Source organism: Paraburkholderia sp. BCC1884 (assembly GCF_900996225.1).
Classification (GTDB): domain Bacteria; phylum Pseudomonadota; class Gammaproteobacteria; order Burkholderiales; family Burkholderiaceae; genus Paraburkholderia.
The window spans coordinates 81,996-102,666 of the sequence record NZ_CAAJGL010000022.1 but is presented as its reverse complement, the minus strand read 5'-3'; the positions used below and the strand labels follow the sequence as shown (position 1 = coordinate 102,666).

The window sequence follows — 20,671 nt, the reverse complement described above, 5'->3', positions numbered from 1 at the left end:
CTGCAGCAGGCTGCGCGCAAGGCGTATCCTGTTGCCTCAAACCTTCAATCGAGGAGCGCCGCATGCTGAAACCCGAGATCGACAGCCTGGTCCCGCACGTTCCCTTCAACCGACGCACCTTCATCAAAGCCGCTCTCGGCACCGGCTTCGCCGCGGCCGTGATGCCGGTGTCGGCGCAAACCATCCATACGGATAGCGACGGTCTCGAAGCGGGCGAAATCGCGGTGCGCTCGGGCGGCACGCTGGTGCCCGCCTATCGCGCACAGCCGAAGGGCAAGACGCATTTGCCGGTGATCATCGTCGTACACGAAATTTTTGGCGTGCACGAGCATATCGCCGACGTCTGCCGACGCTTCGCGAAGCAGGGTTATCTGGCGATCGCGCCGAATCTGTACGAACGTGAGGGCGATCCGACGGTTTATACGAGCATGCAGCAACTCAACGAGCAACTGGTCAGCAAGGTGCCGGACGAGCAGGTTCTGGGCGATCTGGATGCGACCGTGGCGTGGGCGGGCGAACATGGCGGCGATCTGAACCGGCTCGGCGTGAATGGTTTCTGTTGGGGCGGCCGGATAGCGTGGCTGTATGCCGAACACAATCCTCGATTGAAGGCGGGCGTGGCCTGGTATGGGCGCGTGACCGGCGCCAAAAACGCGATGACACCAGCCAACCCGCTCGATGAAGTCGCGCAATTGCATGCGCCGGTGCTAGGGCTTTACGGCTTGCAGGATCAGAGCATTCCGCAAGACACGCTGCAGCAGATGAAGCAGGCCATCGCGCAAGGTCCGCAAGTCGGGCGCGGTTCGCAGTTCGTCGTGTACGACGACGCGGGCCACGCCTTTTTCGCGGACTACCGGCCGAGCTACAAGAAGGCCGATGCCGAGGATGGCTGGCGTCGGGCGCTGGTGTGGTTCAAGCAGCATGGGGTGGCTTGAGATTGAAGTCCCGTTGCGGCGCGTGAACCCTGTCACGCGGTTGAGATGAAAAAAGCCGTTGCCGCTTTATCGCGGCAACGGCTTTTTTTCTGACAAACCCTTGCTTCCGATGTGCTTACGGATTCGGCCCGGTCGCAATCGGGCGCTTCGAGTCCGAACTCCATTCGCTCCACGATCCCGCGTACAGCGCCGCGCCGTGCAGGCCGGCGACTTCCATCGCCACGGCATTGACGCATGCCGTCACGCCCGAACCGCATTGCAGCACCACGTGCTCCGGCGTGATGTCGCCCAGCAGCGCGTGGAATTCTTCGCGCAGCGTGTGGGCGGGCTTGAAGCGGCCGTCGGCGGTGAGGTTGTCCTTGAAGAAGCGGTTGAGTGCGCCCGGAATGTGGCCGCCGACGCGATCCAGCGTTTCGTTCTCGCCGCGATAACGGTCGTTCGCGCGCGCGTCGACCACCACGCGCTCCTTCGTCCCGAGATTGCGTTCGACTGTCTGTGCATCGACCGTGACCGACAGCGGCGCGGCGGCTTTGAAATCGCCCGTGTTTTGGGCCGGCACGTCTTGTGTGAGCGACTGACCGGCGGCCTGCCATGCCTGCAATCCGCCGTCCAGCAGCGCCACCGAGTCGTGCCCGAGCCAGCGTAACAGCCACCAAGCACGGGCCGCGTACATGCCGCCTTGCGCGTCATACGCGACCACTTGCTGGCCTTGCTTCAGACCGCGCGATTCCAGCGTCTCCACGAGGCGAGCACGGTCCGGCAACGGGTGGCGCCCATTCGTGCCGTTCTTCGGCCCGGACAGATCGCGGTCGAGGTTCAGGTAATGCGCGCCCGGCAGATGTCCGGCGAGATAGGCTTTTTCGCCCGCTTCAGGGTCGGCCAGATCGAACCGGCAATCGATCACGAATACGCTGCCAGGTGCTGCGGCGAGGCGTTCCGCGAGGTTTGTCGCGGAGATCAGAGTGGTGTAATGAGTGTGGGGCATGACGTCTCCTCGATTCGGGCGATGACGGCTCCGCTCTGCTGGGTCGACTGAACGCAGCGAGAGGACGGCCGGGACTATCCCGCTAGTCTAAACAAAAAAAGACGCGCCGAAGCCCGTCTTTCCTTGTCAATCGAAACCGTCAGATCGTGCCGAGCTCGCGCCGCAAAAACTCGTGGAAGTGCTGCATGCCGTCTTCCATCGGGCTCTGGTAAGGGCCGACCTGCGATTCGCCGCGATTCATCAGCGCGCGGCGGCCGGCGTCCATGCGTTCGGCGATTTCGTCGTCTTCGCGTGCCGTTTCCATATAGGCGGCGCGCTCGGCTTCGACGAACTCGCGTTCGAACAGCGCGATTTCCTCAGGATAATAAAACTCCACCACATTCGTGGTTTGTTGCGGCCCGCGCGGAATCAACCACGACACGACCAGCACGTGCGGATACCACTCGATCATGATGCCGGGGTAATACACCATCCAGATCGCGCCGAACTCCGGCGGATTGCCGCCGCGGAAGCGCAGCACCTCGTCGTGCCACTTACGGTACGTCGGGCTGCCCGGCTGTTCCAGATCCTTGTGCACACCGACCGTCTGCACGCTGTACCACTCGCCGAATTCCCACGTCAGATCGTCGCAATTGACGAAGCTGCCAAGCCCCGGATGGAACGGCGCGACGTGGTAATCCTCCAGATAGACCTCGATGAAGGTCTTCCAGTTGTAGTTGCACTCGTGCACCTCGACGTGATCGAACATGAAGCCCGAAAAGTCGAAGTGATGCTTGGTGCCGAGACGCGCCAGATCGCGCGCGACGTCGCGCCCCTGTGACTCGAACAGCAGGCCTTGCCAGTTTTGCAATGGCGTGGCGCCGAGATTCAGGCAGGGGTTGTCCGCAAAATGCGGAGCCCCGAGGAGTTGGCCGTTCAGATCGTACGTCCAACGATGCAGGGGGCAGACGATGTTCTCCGTCTGGCCGCGGCCGTTGAGCATGATGGCTTGCCGGTGGCGGCACACGTTCGACAGCAGTTCGACTTGCGATTGCTGGTTACGGACGAGCACACGCCCTTCGCTCTCGCTGGGCAAGGCAAAATAATTCCCCGCTTCGGGCACCATGAGATCGTGGCCGATGTAACGAGGACCTTTCTTGAAAAGGGTGTCGATTTCGCGCGTTAGAAGCGCTTCGTCAAAGTAAGCCGTGACTGGCAGCTGGCTGTGGACAGACCGCAACTGCAATGCATTGCTCAGATTGGACATTCCCACTCCCGTGAAGACGTGAAAGCAGTGAACAACCCAACCATCGAATATTCGATTTAGGGAGCCCGCGATTATACCCGTTTCCCCTTCCCGGGGGCGTGTAAGTAGTTAATTTGGATCAAAATTGCCCGGGAAGTTCGTGGTTTTTTGAGGCAGACCTGAAGATTCTTTTCTGCGACACTCGGGTGGCGAGCATAGGGTCAAGGCAGAGCGGCGGGCGGCCAGAAGATCGGAAATGTCGCTTTTGCCGTAGAATGTCCGACTTGTTTTAATTTTGCGACTATTCATGGCGAAGACCGCGTCGAAAGATACTGCTGCCGCGCCTGCCGAAGGCGTCGACACCACGCCGCTGCCCGAGAATTACGAAACTGCCCAGGCGGAGCTGGAAGGGCTGGTGGCGCGCATGGAAGGGGGCAACCTCAGCCTCGAGGAGTCGCTCGGCGCCTATCGGCGCGGTGCGGCTCTGGTGGCGTTTTGCCAGCAGCAGCTCGAAAAGGTCGAGCAGCAGGTTCGCGTGCTCGACGGCGAGACGCTCAAACCGCTGCCCATGAATACCGCAGGCACAGCCGCTACTGAAAGCGGGGACGACCTATGACATTCGAACCATGGATGCGCTCGGTACTCGAGCGTGTCGAAACGGCACTAGAGCATTACCTGCCCACCGAGGCCACGGCGCCCGCCAAGCTGCATGAAGCCATGCGTTACGCCGTATTGGGCGGCGGCAAGCGGGTTCGCCCGCTGCTGTGTCACGCGGCCGGCGAGTTGACCGGCGCGCGCGCCGAATGCCTCGATGCGGCAGCGGCGGCGCTGGAAATGATCCACGTGTACTCGCTGGTGCACGACGACATGCCCTGTATGGACGACGACGCGTTGCGACGCGGCAAGCCCACGGTACATGTTCAATATGACGAAGCCACGGCACTGCTGGTCGGCGACGCGCTGCAGTCGCAGGCGTTCGTCGCGCTGACCTCGGACGTGCTGGCGCCGGCGCAGCAAGCCTCGCTCGTGCGCGAACTCGCGTTGGCGAGCGGCTCGATCGGCATGTGCGGCGGTCAGGCGATCGATCTGGCGAGCGTCGGCCACGCGCTGACCCGCGAACAGCTCGAAACCATGCATCGCATGAAGACGGGCGCTTTGTTGCGCGCCGCGGTGCGCATGGGCGCACTGGCTGGCGAAACGCCGGACGCAGAAGCGATGCGTTCGCTCGACGCCTATTCGGCCGCTGTCGGCCTCGCGTTTCAGGTGGTCGACGATATTCTCGATGTCACGACCGATTCCGCGACGCTTGGCAAAACCGCAGGTAAAGACGCGAAGGACGGCAAGCCGACCTACGTGTCGATTATTGGGCTCGACGCCTCGCGTTCGCTCGCAGCACAGCTGCGCAGCGACGCCCACGCTGCGCTTGCGCCGTTCGGCGCGCGCGCACAGCGTCTTGCCGAATTGGCTGATCTGGTGGTGAACCGGGTTAGCTGAACGCGAAAGCCCGCCGCCGCGCACCTTCTCCACCGGGTGCATGTATGAAGTGCGGGCGCGTAAGTTTTCCTACAATGGAACGACGATGTACGACTTGCTGAAAACCATCGACGACCCGGCGGCCCTGCGCCGCCTCGATCGCCGCCAACTGCAACCGCTTGCCGACGAGTTGCGCGCCTTTGTGCTCGACAGCGTATCGCAGACGGGTGGCCATCTTTCGTCCAACCTCGGCACGGTCGAGTTGACCATTGCTCTGCACTACGTGTTCGACACGCCGCGCGACCGGATCGTCTGGGACGTGGGCCATCAAACCTATCCGCACAAGATCCTGACCGGCCGCCGCGAGCAGATGCACTCGCTGCGTCAGCTGGGCGGTATCTCGGGCTTCCCGAAGCGTGACGAGTCGGAATACGACACGTTCGGCACGGCGCACTCCAGCACCTCGATCTCCGCCGCGCTCGGCATGGCGGTCGCGAGCAAGCTGCAGGGCGACAACCGCATGGGCATCGCCGTGATCGGCGACGGCGCGATGACGGCCGGCATGGCCTTCGAGGCGATGAACAACGCCGGCGTCGAAGACGACGTGCCGCTGCTCGTCATCCTGAACGACAACGACATGTCGATTTCGCCGCCGGTCGGTGCGCTGAATCGCCATCTGGCGCGCCTGATGTCAGGCCGTTTTTACGCAGCGGCGCGTGCCGGCGTCGAACGCGTGCTGCGCGTCGCGCCGCCGATGCTCGACCTCGCGCGCAAGCTCGAAGAGCACGCCAAGGGCATGATCGTGCCGGCTACGCTGTTCGAAGAGTTCGGCTTCAATTACATTGGTCCGATCGACGGTCACGACCTCGATTCGCTGATCCCGACGCTGCAGAACATCAAGGAACTGCGTGGTCCGCAATTCCTGCACGTCGTGACGAAGAAGGGTCAAGGTTACAAGCTGGCCGAGGCCGATCCGGTGCTGTACCACGGTCCGGGCAAGTTCAATCCGGCTGAAGGCATCAAGCCGGCTACCACGCCGTCGAAGAAGACCTACACGCAAGTGTTCGGCGAATGGCTGTGCGACGCGGCCGAGCTGGACGCGCGCGTGGTCGGCATCACGCCCGCCATGCGTGAAGGCTCGGGCATGGTCGAGTTCGAGAAGCGCTTCCCGGAGCGTTACTTCGACGTCGGCATCGCCGAACAACACGCGGTGACGTTCGCCGGCGGTCTGGCTGCGGACGGCATGAAGCCGGTGGTCGCGATCTATTCGACCTTCCTGCAACGTGCATACGACCAGCTGATCCACGACGTCGCGCTGCAAAACCTGCCGGTGGTGTTCGCCATCGACCGAGCCGGTCTGGTCGGCGCAGACGGCGCCACGCACGCGGGCGCTTACGATCTGGCGTTCTTGCGCTGCATCCCGAACATGACGGTGATGGCGGCATCGGACGAAAACGAATGTCGTCAGATGCTGTACACGGCGCTGCAGCAGCCGAATCCGACGGCCGTGCGCTATCCGCGCGGCGCCGGAACGGGCGTGGCAACCGTCAAGCAGATGAGCGTTCTGCCGATCGGCAAGGGCGAGATTCGTCGCGAGACGTCGCAGCCGGCCGGCAAGCGCATTGCGATTCTGGCGTTCGGCACGATGGTCGCGCCGTCGCTGGCGGCGGCCGAGCAACTGGATGCCACGGTCGCGAATATGCGCTTCGTGAAGCCGCTGGACGCCGAGTTGGTTCGTCAACTGGCCGAAACGCACGACGCGATCGTCACGGTCGAAGAAGGCTGCGTGATGGGCGGCGCGGGTTCGGCCTGCGTCGAAGCACTGCTGGCAAGCGGGGTTGTGCGACCCGTGCTGCAGTTGGGTCTGCCCGATCAGTTCATCGATCATGGGGATCCGGGCAAGCTGCTTGCCGCGTGCGGTCTCGACGCTACGGGTATCGCCAAGTCGATTCGCGAGCGCTTTCTGTCGGGCGGTGCAGTCGCCGGTCAATCGTCGGTGAAGCGCGTCGCGTAAAGCGGTCCCGACTCGCTGGGCCGTCACGGTGCTATGGCGGCCATAGCAATCTCCAACTTGAATCGGTGGGCCTTCGGGCCCATCATCCAACGCCGGCTCAGGCCGGCGTTCGCCATTGCGTGAGTTGATCCGCACGGCCGCTGAGCGCCACCCAGCCTGTCGCCGCGCAATAGCGCCGCATCGGCCATCCGCCAGTCTTTCAATGGAACTTCCTGCGAGGTGGAATATTTTGGGGCGGCCGGGCGTTTTCTCGAAAGGACAAGACAATGAATCAGATGAATCCCGCCTTTGTGATGCCCGATGTGCAAAGCACGCCCGACACCCGCCAGATCCCGATTCAACGGGTCGGTGTGAAGGCCGTGCGTCATCCGTTGACGGTGCGTACGCCAAACGGCGAAGCGCAGCCGACGGTTGGCACGTGGAATCTGGACGTGCATCTGCCGGCCGAGCAGAAGGGCACGCATATGTCGCGTTTCGTCGCATTGCTCGAAGAGAACAAGGCGCCACTCGAGGCCGCCACGTTCCGCACGATGCTCGCCGCGATGCTGGAAAAGCTCGAAGCCGAGGCCGGCCGGATCGAGGTAGCGTTCCCGTATTTCGTGAACAAGACCGCGCCGGTGTCGGGCGTGCAAAGCCTGCTGGACTATCAGGTCACGTTGACGGGCGACACGCGCAATGGCGCGACGCGTCTGTTCCTGCAAGTGCTGGTGCCGGTCACGAGCCTGTGCCCGTGCTCGAAGAAAATCTCGCAGTACGGCGCACACAATCAGCGCTCGCACGTCACGATCAACGCCGAACTGGTCGGTGACGTCGCCGTGGAAGAACTGATCCGTATCGCCGAAGAAGAAGCCTCGTGCGAACTGTGGGGTCTGCTCAAGCGTCCTGATGAGAAGTTCGTGACCGAGCGCGCGTACGAAAATCCGAAGTTCGTCGAAGACCTGGTGCGCGACGTCGCGCAGCGTCTGAATGCTGATGAACGGATCGTCGCGTATGTACTCGAAGCGGAAAACTTCGAGTCGATCCACAATCACAGCGCATATGCGGTGATCGAGCGGGATAAGCGCATGGGTTGAAGCGTGGCCCTTTGGACGTAAAAAAGCCGCTTCTCGAAGCGGCTTTTTTACGTCTTCAGCGCGGCACTAACGGCGCTCAGCGTGCGAGCGAAGTCAAATCCCAGCGCGGCTTCACCGTGAATGCGTAATCTTTGCCCGATTGATCCGGCCAGCGTTGCAATCGCAATGCGCCAGCCAGCGCAATCATCGCGCCGTTGTCCGTGCACAGCGACAAATCCGGGTAGTGCACAAAGAAGTTACGCTTCCTGGCAGCGGCGGAAAGCGCCTCGCGCAGTTGCCGGTTGGCGCCGACACCGCCCGCTACCACCAGTCGGTTGAGCTTGGTCTTTTTCAGCGCGGCCAACGATTTCACTGCCAGAACCTCAACCGCCGCGTCGACGAAACCGCGCGCCAGATCGGCCTTGTCCTGGTCGCTGATCGCGGCGCCACCCATCTTCTTTGCGTGCGTGAGCACAGCGGTTTTCAAGCCGCTGAAGCTGAAATCGAGGTCGCCGGAATGGAGCATGGGACGCGGCAGCACGACCGCGCCGGGCGTGCCCGATTCGGCAAGTCGCGACACTTCCGGGCCGCCCGGATAACCCAGGCCAAGCAACTTGGCGGTTTTGTCGAAGGCTTCGCCGGCGGCGTCGTCGAGCGTTTCGCCGAGCGTTTCGTATTCGCCGACGTCCGTCACGCGCATCAACTGCGTGTGGCCGCCGGACACCAGCAGTGCCACGAACGGAAACGGCGGCGGCTCATCCACCAGCAGCGGCGACAACAAATGCCCTTCGAGATGGTGAATGCCGATGGTCGGCTTGTCCCACGCCATCGCCAGTGAATTGGCGACGCTCGCGCCGACCAGCAGCGCGCCCGCGAGTCCCGGACCTTGCGTGAAGGCGATCGCGTCGATGTCGCTGCGGACCGCTCCTGCGCGCTCCATCACCTCTTCGAGCAAGGGCAGCGCACGCCGGATATGGTCGCGCGACGCCAGTTCCGGTACGACGCCACCGTACTCCCGATGCATCGCAATTTGCGAATGCAGCGCGTGCGCGAGCAGGCCGCGCTCCGTGTCGTAGAGCGCGAGACCGGTTTCGTCGCAGGAGCTTTCGATGCCGAGAACGAGCATGGTAAATGGGTTTAAACGGCCGCAAACAGGCGCCGGAAAGTGAAAAAGCAAGCCTGAAAGTATAGCAGTGCCGACAAGCCGCCGCAGACGCGCGGGTACAATGCGGCCCCATGGAATCCTTCGATATCGCAGTGATCGGCGCGGGTGCGGCCGGCATGATGTGCGCGGCCGTGGCCGGGCAGCTCGGCCGTCGCGTGGTGCTGATCGACCACTCGCAGCGTCTCGCGGAGAAAATCCGCATCTCCGGCGGCGGCCGGTGCAACTTCACCAATGTGTACGCCGGACCGGCCAACTACCTGTCGGCGAATCCGCACTTTTGCCGCTCGGCGCTGGCGCGCTACACGCCGCGCGACTTCATGGCGCTGCTCAAACGTCATCACGTGACGTGGCACGAGAAGCACAAGGGGCAACTGTTCTGCGATCAGTCGAGCGACGCGGTCATCGACGTGCTGAAAAACGAATGCGACACGGGACGTGTTGCCTGGCGCACGCCGCTGTCGGTCGAACAGGTGCGGCAGGACGCCGAGGGCCGCTACACGCTGGATACGCCGTCGGGTCCGATCATGGCGCGCGCGCTCGTGATCGCGACCGGCGGACTGTCGATCCCCAAGATCGGCGCCACCGATTTCGCTTACCGTCTGGCCAAACAGTTCGGCCACAAGCTGATCGACACCCGCCCCGCGCTGGTGCCGCTGACCTTCGCGCCGGCCGACTGGGAACCGTTCTCGCAGCTGTCCGGTGTGTCGCTGGAAGTGCAGCTCGCGACCGGCAACAAGAAGACCGGTGCCGAATTCAACGAAGACCTGCTGCTCACGCATCGAGGCCTTTCCGGCCCGGGCGTGCTGCAGATTTCGAGCTACTGGCAACCCGGCGAGCCGATCCACATCAACCTGCTGCCGCAAGAGGACGCGACCACCGCCCTGCTGGAAGCCAAAACCGGCACGAAGCGCCAGATCGCCAATCTGCTGTCGGAGCGGGTGCCGCAGCGTCTCGCCCACGTCTGGCTGGAAACCCACCAGATTCCCGCCGAAGCCCGCGTGGCCGACCTGCCGGACAAGACGCTGCGGCGTGTCGGCGAAGCCTTGTCGCGCTGGACGCTCACCCCGAACGGCACCGAAGGCTACCGCAAAGCCGAAGTAACGCGTGGCGGCGTGGATACCCGCGACCTGTCGTCGTCGACGATGATGAGCGCGCGCGCGCCGGGTTTGTACTTCATCGGCGAGGCCGTCGACGTGACCGGCTGGCTCGGCGGCTACAATTTCCAGTGGGCCTGGGCGTCGGGCGTAGCGGCCGGCCAGGCGGCCGCGGAGTACGTCCAGGGGGCTTGACGGCCAAGTAGCTTTGTGAGAAAGCTCTGATATACTCCTGAACCTTTACAAAGTTCCGTTATTGAAAAATGACGACCTGCCGCGTAAAAGACAACGAGCCGTTTGAAGTTACGCTGCGCCGTTTCAAGCGCGCGAGGGAGCAAACGGCTTGCTGACGGAACTTCGCGCTCGCGAGTTTTACGAAAAGCCTACGGCTGAACTCAAGCGCAAGAAGGCTGCGGCGGTGAAGCGTCATTTCAGGCATCTGCGTAGCCAGATGCTGTCAAAGAAGTTCTACTGATTCTGGCGTTGCCGCGGTTCCCGTCGAGCGGGGCGGCGACATCCAACCGGTGAGGGCGCTGCAGGCGCTTTCGCGGAAAACACGGCCCTTCGGGCCAGTCGGCAGGGTCGCATCCACTACGCAAATCGCGCCAACCCGCTTGAGGAAGCAGTCCCAAGCGGGTATTCGTGTTGATGGGGTGGGCCCGGCCGGTTTTTCAAATTCCAACGTATTCGGGTGAGCAATGAGCCTCAAGGACCAGATCAACGACGATATGAAAGCCGCCATGCGGGCGCGTGAAACCGAGCGTCTCGGCACGATCCGCCTGCTGCTCGCCGCGATCAAGCAACGCGAAGTGGACGAGCGCATCACGCTCGACGACACCGCGATCACCGCGGTCATCGACAAGATGATCAAGCAGCGCAAGGACTCGATCAGCCAGTTCGAAGGCGCTGGCCGCACCGATCTGGCCGACAAGGAAAAGGCCGAACTGGCCATCCTGGCCGCTTACATGCCGGCGCAGATGTCCGAGGCGGAGATTGTCGCCGAAGTGCAGGCCGCGGTCGCGCAAACCGGCGCAGCCGGCCCGCAGGACATGGGCAAAGTCATGGGCGTGCTCAAGCCGAAGCTGGCCGGCCGCGCCGACATGACCGCCGTGTCCGCGCAAGTCAAAGCCGCGCTCGCCAGGTAATTCACGTTTATCCAGTCTGCGTGCCTCGCCGTTCGAAGGCGGCGCGCGCAGCCTTGAGCTTTTCAGGTAGCGTCATTTACTGTGATTCCTCCGTCATTCCTGCAGGATCTGCTCAACCGCGTCGATATCGTCGACGTGGTCGGCAAGTATGTGCAGTTGAAAAAGGGCGGCGCGAACTTCATGGGGCTGTGCCCGTTTCACAACGAGAAAAGCCCCTCGTTTACCGTTAGTCCGACTAAACAGTTCTATCACTGCTTCGGCTGCGGCGCGCATGGTACGGCGATTGGATTCCTGATGGAGCATGTCGGCTCCTCGTTTCCCGAGGCCGTCAACGATCTGGCGCAGTCGGTCGGTTTGACCGTGCCGAACGAACCGTCGCCGGGATATGGCGGCGCGGGTGGTTCCGGAGGTTATGCGCCAGCAGCGTCCAAAGCGGTGACGACGGCGCTCTCCGATGTCATGCAGACAGCTTGCGACTTTTACCGCAAGCAACTGCGCGGTGCGCCGACCGCGATTCAATATCTGAAGAAACGTGGATTGACCGGCGAAGTCGCGGCCCGCTTCGGGCTCGGCTATGCGCCCGACGGCTGGCAGAACCTCGAAGCCACGTTTCCGAATTATCGGGACGACGCGCTGGTCGAATCGGGTCTCGTGATCGTCAGCGAGAAGTCCGACGCGCAGGGCCAGAACCGCCGATACGACCGCTTCCGCGAGCGGATCATGTTCCCGATCCGCAATGTGAAGGGGCAGGTGATCGGTTTCGGCGGCCGTGTGCTGGATGGCGGCGAGCCCAAATATTTGAATTCGCCGGAAACGCCGCTATTTAACAAGGGCAGCGAGTTGTACGGTCTGTTCGAGGCCCGTCTTGCGATCCGCGAACACCATTACGTGCTCGTCGTGGAAGGCTATATGGACGTGGTCGCGCTGGCCCAATTGGGGTTCCAGAACGCGGTCGCCACGCTCGGCACGGCCTGCACGCCGATTCATGTGCAGAAACTGATGCGTCAGACCGACACGGTGATTTTCAGTTTCGACGGCGATTCGGCCGGCCGACGCGCCGCGCGCCGCGCTCTGGACGCCTGTTTGCCGCACGCGGCCGACAATCGCACCATCCGTTTTCTGTTCTTGCCGTCCGAGCACGATCCGGACAGCTACGTGCGTGAATTCGGCACCGAAGGGTTTGCTGAGCAGGTCGAGCGTGCCATGCCGCTGTCGCAATTCATGCTCAACGAAGTGCTGACGGGCAAGGAACTGGATCAGCCGGAAGGCAAGGCCCGCGCGCTGTTCGACGCCAAGCCGCTGTTGCAGGCGCTGCCGGCCAATGCGTTGCGCGCGCAGATCATGCATATGTTCGCCGACCGGCTGGACGTGCCGTTCGACGAAGTGGCCGCGCTTTGCGAAGTCGATTCGCGCATCGCCGCGGCCGCGCGCTCCGCGCCGGCCCGCAAGGACCGGCGTAGCGTGACCGGGATTGAAGAGAAGACGCTGCGCAATCTCGTGATGTATCCGCGCACCGTGACGGTGCTCGACGAGGAGGCGGAACAGGCGCTTCTGACCGTGACCCGGCACGGCGAACTGTTCGAGGAAGTGACGACGCATGCGCGTGCGCTGGGCGATTCGGCAGAGTTTCAGCTGCTGTCGGACCTATTGCGAAACGGCGCAAACGCCCCAACTTTCGAGGAAATCTTTCGCAAAATTCTAGACTATGATGAAAATGTCCGGGATTTGCTGCTGAAGGACCCGGAGGATGCGACCGTCATCGAGGAACGGCGCGAGCAGGAACGCATTGTCGGCGAGGAGTTGATGGCGGCCATTCTGAAGATGCGGTACGACGCGTATTGCGATCGTCTCGAGCAGCTTTCGCGGCAGTCGCGGCACACGCCGGAAGAATTTGCGGAGCTGTCGGAGCTGAATCGGAAACGGGCTGACATGAAGCGCCAGCTTGGGTTGTAAGCGGGGTCGCAGAAACCTGAGTGGTATAATTAAAGGTTTCCAGCGGTTTGTTTTTCAAGGGTTTTCCTAGCAAAGGCGAAAAGGCGATGCGATGGCAAAGACTACGGGCGGAAAGACATCAACAGGCACGAACTCCAGGGAGTCGACCAGAAAGGTCACCGAGGCCAAGTTAGTTTCTTCCGCCAGAAAAACGTCTACTGCCAGTGTTGCACCGGTTGCCGGGAAGACGTCCTCGACCACTTCGGCTGCGCGAGCGGAGCCGGTCAGGGCGGCGAAAGCGGTATCACCACCGGTCACGAGGCAGCGGCCGGGTGTCAGAAGCGCAAGGGAAGCGGCTGTCGCGCAGGACGATGCGACAGTGCGCGAGGTTCCAGTATCCACGGTTCAACCGGCTGGCGTCCACCAGCCGCGAGTCGAGACTACAGCCGGTACGGCGAACTCCATGACGAAAAAGCTGAACGAAGCACCCGTTGATGACGACGCAACCCAAAGCGAAGAAACCCCTGCGGCCGCACCTCCAGCCAAGGTGGAAAAGGTTAAGGCTCGCGACCGTCGTGCAAAGGAAAAAGCGCTGCTGAAAGACGCTTTTGCGTCATCGCAGCCTGGCACGGTCGAGGAACTCGAGGAACGCCGAGCTAAACTGCGCGCGCTGATCAAGCTCGGCAAGGAGCGCGGTTTCCTCACGTACGCTGAAATCAACGACCACCTCCCGGACAACTTCACCGAGACCGAGGCGATCGAAGGCATCATCAGCACGTTCAACGACATGGGCGTGGCGGTGTACGAGCAGGCCCCCGACGCTGAAACGCTGCTGCTGAACGACAACGCACCGGCAGCTTCGTCGGACGACGAAGTGGAAGAGGAAGCGGAAGTAGCGCTCTCCACCGTCGACTCCGAATTCGGCCGCACCACCGACCCGGTCCGCATGTACATGCGCGAAATGGGTACGGTCGAGCTGCTCACGCGCGAAGGCGAAATCGAAATCGCAAAGCGGATCGAAGACGGCCTGAAGCACATGGTGATGGCCATCTCCGCTTGCCCGACCACGATCGCCGACATCCTGGCGATGGCCGAGCGCGTGGCGAACGAGGAAATCCGCATCGACGAACTGGTCGACGGTTTGATCGACGCCAACGCGGAAGACGCCGACGGCTTCTCCGCGCAGGAAGCAGAAGCGATCGAGAGCGAAGACGAAGAAGTCGAGGAAGAAAGCGAAGAGGACGAGGAAGAAGACGACGGCACGGCGCAAGCCACGGCGAACGCCGCGCAGATGGAAGCGCTCAAGCGTGCGTCGCTCGAAAAATTCGCGATGATCAGCGAATGGTTCGACAAGATGCGTCGCGCGTTCGAGAAGGAAGGCTACAAGTCCAAGTCGTACCTGAAGGCTCAGGAAACGATCCAGAACGAACTGATGACCATCCGCTTCACCGCACGGACGGTCGAGCGTCTGTGCGATACGCTGCGCGCGCAAGTGGACGAAGTGCGTCAGGTCGAGCGTCAGATTCTGCATACGGTGGTCGACAAGTGCGGCATGCCGCGTGCCGAGTTCATCGCGCGGTTCCCGGGCAGCGAAACGGATCTCGACTGGGCCGACAAAATCGTCGGTGAAGGTCACGCTTATAGCGCAATCCTCACGCGGAACATTCCGGCGATTGTCGAACAGCAACAACGCCTCCTCGATCTCCAGGCGCGCGTGGTATTGCCGCTGAAAGATCTGAAGGAAACCAACCGTCAGATGGCGGCTGGCGAACTGAAGGCGCGTCAGGCGAAGCGCGAAATGACCGAGGCGAATTTGCGCCTCGTGATCTCGATCGCGAAGAAGTACACCAACCGTGGTCTGCAGTTCCTCGACCTGATTCAGGAAGGCAACATCGGCCTGATGAAGGCGGTGGACAAGTTCGAATATCGTCGTGGCTACAAGTTCTCCACGTATGCAACGTGGTGGATCCGTCAGGCCATTACGCGTTCGATCGCGGACCAGGCGCGCACGATCCGGATTCCGGTTCACATGATCGAAACGATCAACAAGATGAACCGCATATCGCGTCAGATTTTGCAGGAAACCGGTCTCGAACCGGACCCGGCAACGCTGGCTGAAAAGATGGAAATGCCGGAAGACAAGATCCGCAAGATCATGAAGATCGCGAAGGAGCCGATCTCGATGGAAACGCCGATCGGTGACGACGACGATTCGCATCTGGGCGATTTCATCGAAGACACGAACACGGTCGCACCGGCCGACGCCGCCTTGCACGCCAGCATGCGTGACGTCGTGAAAGACGTGCTCGACTCGCTCACGCCGCGCGAAGCGAAGGTGCTGCGTATGCGCTTCGGTATCGAGATGAGCACCGATCACACGCTCGAAGAAGTCGGCAAGCAGTTCGACGTCACGCGTGAGCGGATTCGTCAGATCGAGGCGAAGGCGCTGCGCAAGCTGCGTCACCCGAGCCGCTCGGACAAGCTGAAGTCGTTCCTCGAAGGGAACTGATCGAGGCCTTGCGGTTGTATGAAAGATGTGGCGGTTCAAAGGGGCTTCCCGGTCGTTTCGCGATGGCGAAGCGGTTGCGGGGGCCCCTTTTTCGTGTAGTATGTCGGCCAATCAGTGAATAGGCCCGGCCTCCAGACCGGGTCTTTTTCTTGGGCCGGACGCCGTGCTGGTTGCAGGCAGCGGACTCATAATCCGCCTCCGAAAGGACACCGTCGGTTCGACTCCGACCCGGCCCACCAAAGACGTAATGAAAGGGCTCCGAGATTTCGGAGCCCTTTTGTTTTATGGCGTTGGCCCTCGATAAAACGTGCGGCGATTTGTCACTTCCGCCCCTGCCGTTAATTCGCGTGCCGGGATTTCAAACGGACGAGTAACGCGGCGGCGATGCGGCCATTAAGTGCTTTCAGAAGCGCTTCAGATTGATTGCGGTTCCGTCAGATGCCCGTATTAAACAGCGCCGTTCGCGTCGTGACTATTTCGTCATTTATCCGTGGCTGTCGAATAAAAATCCCCACGATTTAAGCACTCATGCCTGAATTCGCCGGGGCAGCGTGCTGCAGCGCGCCGGGTGATCTGACGCGCACCGCTTGTTCTGAGCGTCGCCCCGTAGTGGTGGCACGTCGTTTGCGTAAGCTCGGCTTCCATACCAAATTAAATAACGAGAACGACCATGCGATCCGACCACAGCGCTACCGAGTTTGCCCAACCGCAACCGATGCTGGCCACGCCGCTCGACGGTATCGGCGAGACTGTGCCGCAGCGGCACCCCGGCGCCTTGGCGCGCGTGACCTTCTGCTTTGCCTGGCTGTTTGGGCTGGAGCCTTTCCTGGCGGGCTCGGCAGACGATAACGCGCCGCGTTCCCTGTACGATCGCCATTAACGCGAGCCGCATGGCCCGTTGCGCGGGGATCGTGCGGGCGTTGAAATTTTCGCCGCTTGGCCAAGCAACTTCTACAGCCGCGAATTCTGGCGCGGCGCCGGTCTGCAACTAGGGAAACTCCGTGTAAAAAAAGGCACGTCCGTGCCGTTATTAGAGTTGGAAGGCTGTTCGATGTTTGCCGTCCGCTTTCAGCACGGGTTTTGTCACGCGGCGGCCGGCGCCGCAACTCACCTCCGGGCAACGCCCGTGCTGGAGGCTTCATCTCTTCAGCGTACACCTCACTTGCCACCCGTGGCATGCCTCTGCCGGTAAGCCTTCGCTTATCTCGACTCGATCAAAGTTAATCGGCGCAATCAGCGCGCTAACTAATTGATCGAGAATTGCGCGACCTTATTAACTATATTAAGTTCCCGTCTTTTTGAAATAAATCTACAGCCCGCTTGAATGGGCGGAATTCATTTGCCCGATTTTCGAGCAATCGGCGACGTTTCACTTTCAAATGTTCCGACCCGATTACGTCAACAGTATTAAAACGCTGTTGCATATGCACAACTTTAATATTGATAAGTTGCAAATTACTTATGTCCATAGCAGCTCGATAATGCTGCCAATTTGCCGATAAATGCCTATAAAACAAAGACTTAATGATATCGGCAATTGCATTGTTGCTGATTCTGAAAAATCCTGTTGTGGAAATTGCCAACGCCGCTACTAGGGTGTCCCCCTACACTCACGCTTCGTTTCAAGGGTGCCCGGCCGGTCCCGAACAGATCGGCAACAGGCGGCAGCGTGTGCGATGCACAGGCGGCTGAGGCAGGTCCCGCTCCCCGCGTAAATTTATCGAACAGGAGTCCCACGCATGAAAAAGAGTCTCATCGTCGTTGCGGTTGCCGCATCGTTCGCTTCCGTCGCCGCTCACGCACAAAGCAGCGTGACCCTGTATGGTCTGCTGGACGCGGGCCTGACGTACACGAGCAACGTCAACCACAACTCGCAATACCAGGCGGGTAGCGGTGGCATCAACCAAAGCATGTTCGGTCTGCGCGGTTCGGAAGATCTGGGCGGCGGTCTGAAGGCAATCTTCACGTTGGAAAGCGGCTTCAACATCAACAACGGCAAGTTCGCTAACAACAACGGCATGTTCAACCGTCAGTCGTTCGTCGGTCTGTCGAGCGCGCAATTCGGTACGGTCACGCTGGGTCGTCAATACGACGCAGCTCAAGACTACCTGGCACCGCTGACGGCAACGGGCAGCTGGGGCGGTACGTACTTCGCTCACCCGTTCAACAACGACAACCTGAGCACGAACAACGGCTACTCGGTTAACAACTCGATCAAGTACTCGAGCGCTAACTACGCTGGCTTCACGTTCGGCGGCACGTACGGCTTCTCGAACCAGGCTGGCGCATTCGCAAACAACCGCGAATACAGCGTCGGTGCTGCATACCAGTGGCAAGGTCTGCACCTGGGCGCGGCTTACGCCCAGCAGAACAACCCGGGCGCAACCAACGCAGCTGGCACGGCTAGCAACGGCGGCGCGTCGGACGGTTCGTACCTCGGCTACGCTGGCAACTTCCGTCAACGTGAATTCGGCGCTGCTGGTTCGTATGCATTCGGCCCGGCTACCCTCGGTCTGGCCTGGACGCAGTCGCGTTCGGACAACTTCATCGGTGGTGCACAGTCGCTGCGCGCTAACAACTATGAAGTCAACGGCAAGTACAACGTGACCCCGGCAATGAGCCTGGGCGTTGCTTACACGTTCACGGATGCCAAGGGCTACGGCATCAACACGGACGGCGGTTCGGATTCGGTCCGTTACCACCAGATCGGCGTGCAGGCTGATTACTCGCTGTCGCGTCGTACGGACGTCTACGCTCAAGCCGTGTACCAGCACGCAATGGGCGACGGCGGTGTCGCTTCGATCTACAACGGCGATGCATCCACGCTGCCGTCGTCGTCGAAGAACCAGACGGCTGCTACGGTCGGTCTGCGTCACCGCTTCTAAGCTTCCGCAGAAGCTTCGTTGTTGGAAAAAAGGTGCCGTTCGCGGCACCTTTTTTTATTGCCGTGAGCCATTGCCATCTCTGACAATTCTGCGCACGAGTCTGACAAAAGTTGACTTTCGCGGCGGCGCGCTTCGGTTAGCCTGAAGACTGTCGATTGACCAGGCTCATTTCCGCGTCGATGCCACCCGTTGGGCGGCAGATGCGCGGCCTCACTGCATGAACACCCCCACTGCAAACCCGCCGGCCTTTGCGCCGGTTAGTCCCGATCTGACGGACGAGCAATGGCAGCGCATCGTGCCGCTGCTGCCCGAGATGCGCGAGCATGGGCCGCGACGCGGCCGTCCGAGTATCGACATCCGCTGGGTCGTGAATAGCGTGATGTGGGTGCTGCGTGCGCGCGCGCCATGGAGCGCGATGCCCGAGCGTTACGCGCCGTATCAAACCGCCCATCGCTACTACCTGCGCTGGAAGAACTCGGGCGTGTTGACCGATATCGCCCTCGCGCTGTTCGACACCGATGCGATCCTGGAGCGCCCTTCGATCAGGCCGGCTGCTCGACCTTGAATACGGAGACGGCGGTACGCAGCCGCTCGGTCTGTTCATCGAGTGATCCGGCCGCCGCCGCAGCCTGTTCGACGAGCGCGGCATTTCGCTGCGTCACGTCGTCCATTTGACGGATGGCGAGATTGACTTCACCGATGCCCGAGCTTTGCGCCCTCGAGGCCGCCGAGATCTCGTTCATGATCGCCGTGACGCGACGCACCGCATCGACCACTTCGCCGATCGTGTTGCCGGCCTTGCCGGCCAACGTCGAGCCTTCTCCGACTTGTGCGACCGACTGATCGATCAACACCTTGATTTCCTTGGCCGCCGTCGCACTGCGTTGCGCAAGATTGCGCACTTCGCCTGCGACCACGGCGAAGCCACGGCCTTCTTCGCCGGCACGCGCCGCTTCGACCGCCGCGTTCAGGGCCAGGATATTCGTCTGGAACGCAATGCCTTCGATCACGCTGATGATCTCGCCGATCTTGCGCGAGCTATCGGTAATGCCGGCCATTTTCTCGACGACGTCGTTGACCACCTGGCCGCCGCGCGCAGCGATGGACGAAGCATCGGTCGCCAGCTGCGACGCAGTCGCCGCGTTGTCGGCATTCTGCGTGACCGTCTTGGTGAGCTCGTCCATGCTGGCGGCCGTCTCCTGCAGCGACGCCGCCTGTTCCTCGGTGCGGCTCGACAAATCGAGATTGCCCGCGGCGATCTCTTTCGAGGCGACCGTGATCGTTTCCGCGGACGTCTTGATTCGCGCGACCGTCGTTGCTAGCTGATTTCGCATTTCGCGTAGTGAAAACAGCAGGCTCGACGTATCGGCGCGGCTCAGTTCGATGCGTGTGGCGAGATCGCCGCGCGCGATCTGCATGGCGATCCGTGCGGCAGCCGACGGCTCGCCGCCAATCGAGCGTGACACGTTGCGGACCACTCGCGAGGCGACGAACGACACGAGTACGCCCAGCACCACCAGCATGCCGGCCGAGCGGGTCAGGGTTGCATAGAACTGCGCCTGGATATCGTCCATGTAGGCGCCGGCGATGAAGTCCCAGTTCCACGGTACGAAGCGCTTCACGTAACCGATCTTTTCACTCGGCGTCGTTTCGCCGGGCTTGGGCCACCAGTACCGCAGGTAGCCAGAATTTGCCGACGAGGCGCCGGCTTGGGCGATGTCCTGGTAGAGCGCGTTGCCTTTGGCGTCGCGGAAGCTGCTCATGTCCTTGCCATTCAGCTTCGGGCTCATCGGGTGATCGAGCATCACCGAGTCGCTGCGCACGATCGTCACATAGCCGGAGGAGCCGTAACGCTGCGCGTCGACGCGCGCGATGGCCTGTTGTTTGGCTTCGTCGACGGACAGCTTGCCGGCGTCAGCCAACTTCGCGTAGTCGGCGACGATCGATACCGACATGTCGATCACGTCGGCGAGATCCGCGCGTCGTGAGTCCATTTGTGCGTTACGCGCTTCGAACGCGTTGACAACGGTCACGATCAGGAGTGCCGCCCAGCAGAGCAGGAGCGGTACCCAGAGTTTCTGTTTCAGTGTCAGACGATTCATTGTTGGATTCGACAGTGCATTGAGCTCGGAAAAAGGGGGCTGCAGTCTGCGCTGCGTATGCGGCATAACGGCGGGCGCCGCGCTTTCTTTATGCGAACGCTCAAAAACGGGCGGTCGATTCGTCTGGGCGATGCGAGGTGCGAACGTTTGAAATG

Annotated in this window: 16 protein-coding genes, 1 tRNA gene and 1 pseudogene; 14 read left to right on the top strand and 4 right to left on the bottom strand. The window is 61.6% G+C overall.

Features of this window, described 5'->3' with window-relative positions; genetic code table 11:
* The first annotated feature begins 62 nt into the window (after positions 1–62).
* Positions 63–935, top strand: coding sequence for a dienelactone hydrolase family protein (locus tag FQ705_RS01600; protein ID WP_144137723.1), 873 nt, complete (start codon positions 63–65; stop codon positions 933–935).
* Between the two features lie 115 nt (positions 936–1,050).
* Here the strand turns inward: FQ705_RS01600 and FQ705_RS01595 are convergent, their stop codons facing one another.
* Entirely contained in the window at positions 1,051–1,920 is an 870-nt protein-coding gene (locus tag FQ705_RS01595; protein WP_144137722.1) for a sulfurtransferase, read from the bottom strand.
* 139 nt (positions 1,921–2,059) lie between these two features.
* Positions 2,060–3,166: an aromatic ring-hydroxylating oxygenase subunit alpha gene (locus FQ705_RS01590; RefSeq protein ID WP_144137721.1), complete on the bottom strand. Its 1,107-nt coding sequence runs from the start codon at positions 3,164–3,166 to the stop codon at positions 2,060–2,062.
* A gap of 286 nt (positions 3,167–3,452) precedes the next feature.
* On the opposite strand from FQ705_RS01590, the gene FQ705_RS01585 reads away from it, so the two are divergent.
* The 4 genes from FQ705_RS01585 to folE2 all read left to right on the top strand — a co-directional run bounded on the left by FQ705_RS01585 (position 3,453) and on the right by folE2 (position 7,705).
* Complete coding sequence (locus tag FQ705_RS01585; protein WP_144137720.1) at positions 3,453–3,761, top strand: exodeoxyribonuclease VII small subunit; 309 nt, start codon at positions 3,453–3,455, stop codon at positions 3,759–3,761.
* Entirely contained in the window at positions 3,758–4,639 is an 882-nt protein-coding gene (locus tag FQ705_RS01580) for a polyprenyl synthetase family protein (RefSeq protein WP_144137719.1), read from the top strand. The genes FQ705_RS01585 and FQ705_RS01580 overlap by 4 nt, the downstream gene beginning before the upstream one ends.
* Positions 4,640–4,724: 85 nt before the next feature.
* Complete coding sequence (gene dxs / locus FQ705_RS01575; RefSeq protein WP_144137718.1) at positions 4,725–6,632, top strand: 1-deoxy-D-xylulose-5-phosphate synthase; 1,908 nt, start codon at positions 4,725–4,727, stop codon at positions 6,630–6,632.
* A 266-nt stretch (positions 6,633–6,898) separates the two neighbouring features.
* Positions 6,899–7,705 (top strand): GTP cyclohydrolase FolE2, encoded by an 807-nt coding sequence (folE2, locus tag FQ705_RS01570; RefSeq protein ID WP_144137717.1) that lies wholly within the window; start codon positions 6,899–6,901, stop codon positions 7,703–7,705.
* A 76-nt stretch (positions 7,706–7,781) separates the two neighbouring features.
* On the opposite strand, the gene tsaD is transcribed toward folE2, so the two are convergent.
* Complete coding sequence (gene tsaD / locus FQ705_RS01565; RefSeq protein ID WP_144137716.1) at positions 7,782–8,810, bottom strand: tRNA (adenosine(37)-N6)-threonylcarbamoyltransferase complex transferase subunit TsaD; 1,029 nt, start codon at positions 8,808–8,810, stop codon at positions 7,782–7,784.
* Positions 8,811–8,920: 110 nt separating this feature from the next.
* Here tsaD and FQ705_RS01560 point away from each other — a divergent pair, with 110 nt between their 5' ends.
* From FQ705_RS01560 to FQ705_RS01515, 9 genes and pseudogenes are all read left to right on the top strand, one after another.
* A complete protein-coding gene (locus FQ705_RS01560) occupies positions 8,921–10,138 on the top strand; it encodes an NAD(P)/FAD-dependent oxidoreductase (protein ID WP_144137715.1) in 1,218 nt (405 codons plus the stop codon).
* Between the two features lie 68 nt (positions 10,139–10,206).
* A pseudogene (gene rpsU, locus FQ705_RS01555) lies at positions 10,207–10,418 on the top strand (30S ribosomal protein S21).
* A gap of 223 nt (positions 10,419–10,641) precedes the next feature.
* Positions 10,642–11,088, top strand: coding sequence for a GatB/YqeY domain-containing protein (locus FQ705_RS01550; protein WP_144137714.1), 447 nt, complete (start codon positions 10,642–10,644; stop codon positions 11,086–11,088).
* Positions 11,089–11,169: 81 nt separating this feature from the next.
* Positions 11,170–13,041 carry a DNA primase gene (dnaG, locus tag FQ705_RS01545; protein WP_144137713.1) on the top strand — a complete coding sequence of 624 codons (1,872 nt, stop codon included), beginning with the start codon at positions 11,170–11,172 and terminating at the stop codon, positions 13,039–13,041.
* 91 nt (positions 13,042–13,132) lie between these two features.
* Positions 13,133–15,529, top strand: coding sequence for an RNA polymerase sigma factor RpoD (rpoD, locus tag FQ705_RS01540; protein ID WP_144137712.1), 2,397 nt, complete (start codon positions 13,133–13,135; stop codon positions 15,527–15,529).
* A gap of 151 nt (positions 15,530–15,680) precedes the next feature.
* A tRNA-Ile gene (locus tag FQ705_RS01535) sits at positions 15,681–15,768 on the top strand.
* A gap of 431 nt (positions 15,769–16,199) precedes the next feature.
* Positions 16,200–16,409, top strand: a complete 210-nt coding sequence (locus tag FQ705_RS01530) for a hypothetical protein (protein WP_186307760.1) — start codon at positions 16,200–16,202, stop codon at positions 16,407–16,409.
* Between the two features lie 859 nt (positions 16,410–17,268).
* Complete coding sequence (locus FQ705_RS01520) at positions 17,269–18,414, top strand: porin (protein ID WP_144137710.1); 1,146 nt, start codon at positions 17,269–17,271, stop codon at positions 18,412–18,414.
* Positions 18,415–18,631: 217 nt separating this feature from the next.
* Positions 18,632–18,979 carry a transposase gene (locus FQ705_RS01515; protein ID WP_144137709.1) on the top strand — a complete coding sequence of 116 codons (348 nt, stop codon included), beginning with the start codon at positions 18,632–18,634 and terminating at the stop codon, positions 18,977–18,979.
* Here FQ705_RS01515 and FQ705_RS01510 read toward each other — a convergent pair.
* A complete protein-coding gene (locus tag FQ705_RS01510; RefSeq protein ID WP_144137708.1) occupies positions 18,957–20,516 on the bottom strand; it encodes a methyl-accepting chemotaxis protein in 1,560 nt (519 codons plus the stop codon). The two genes, FQ705_RS01515 and FQ705_RS01510, sit on opposite strands and share 23 nt — an antisense overlap.
* Positions 20,517–20,671: the final 155 nt, after the last annotated feature.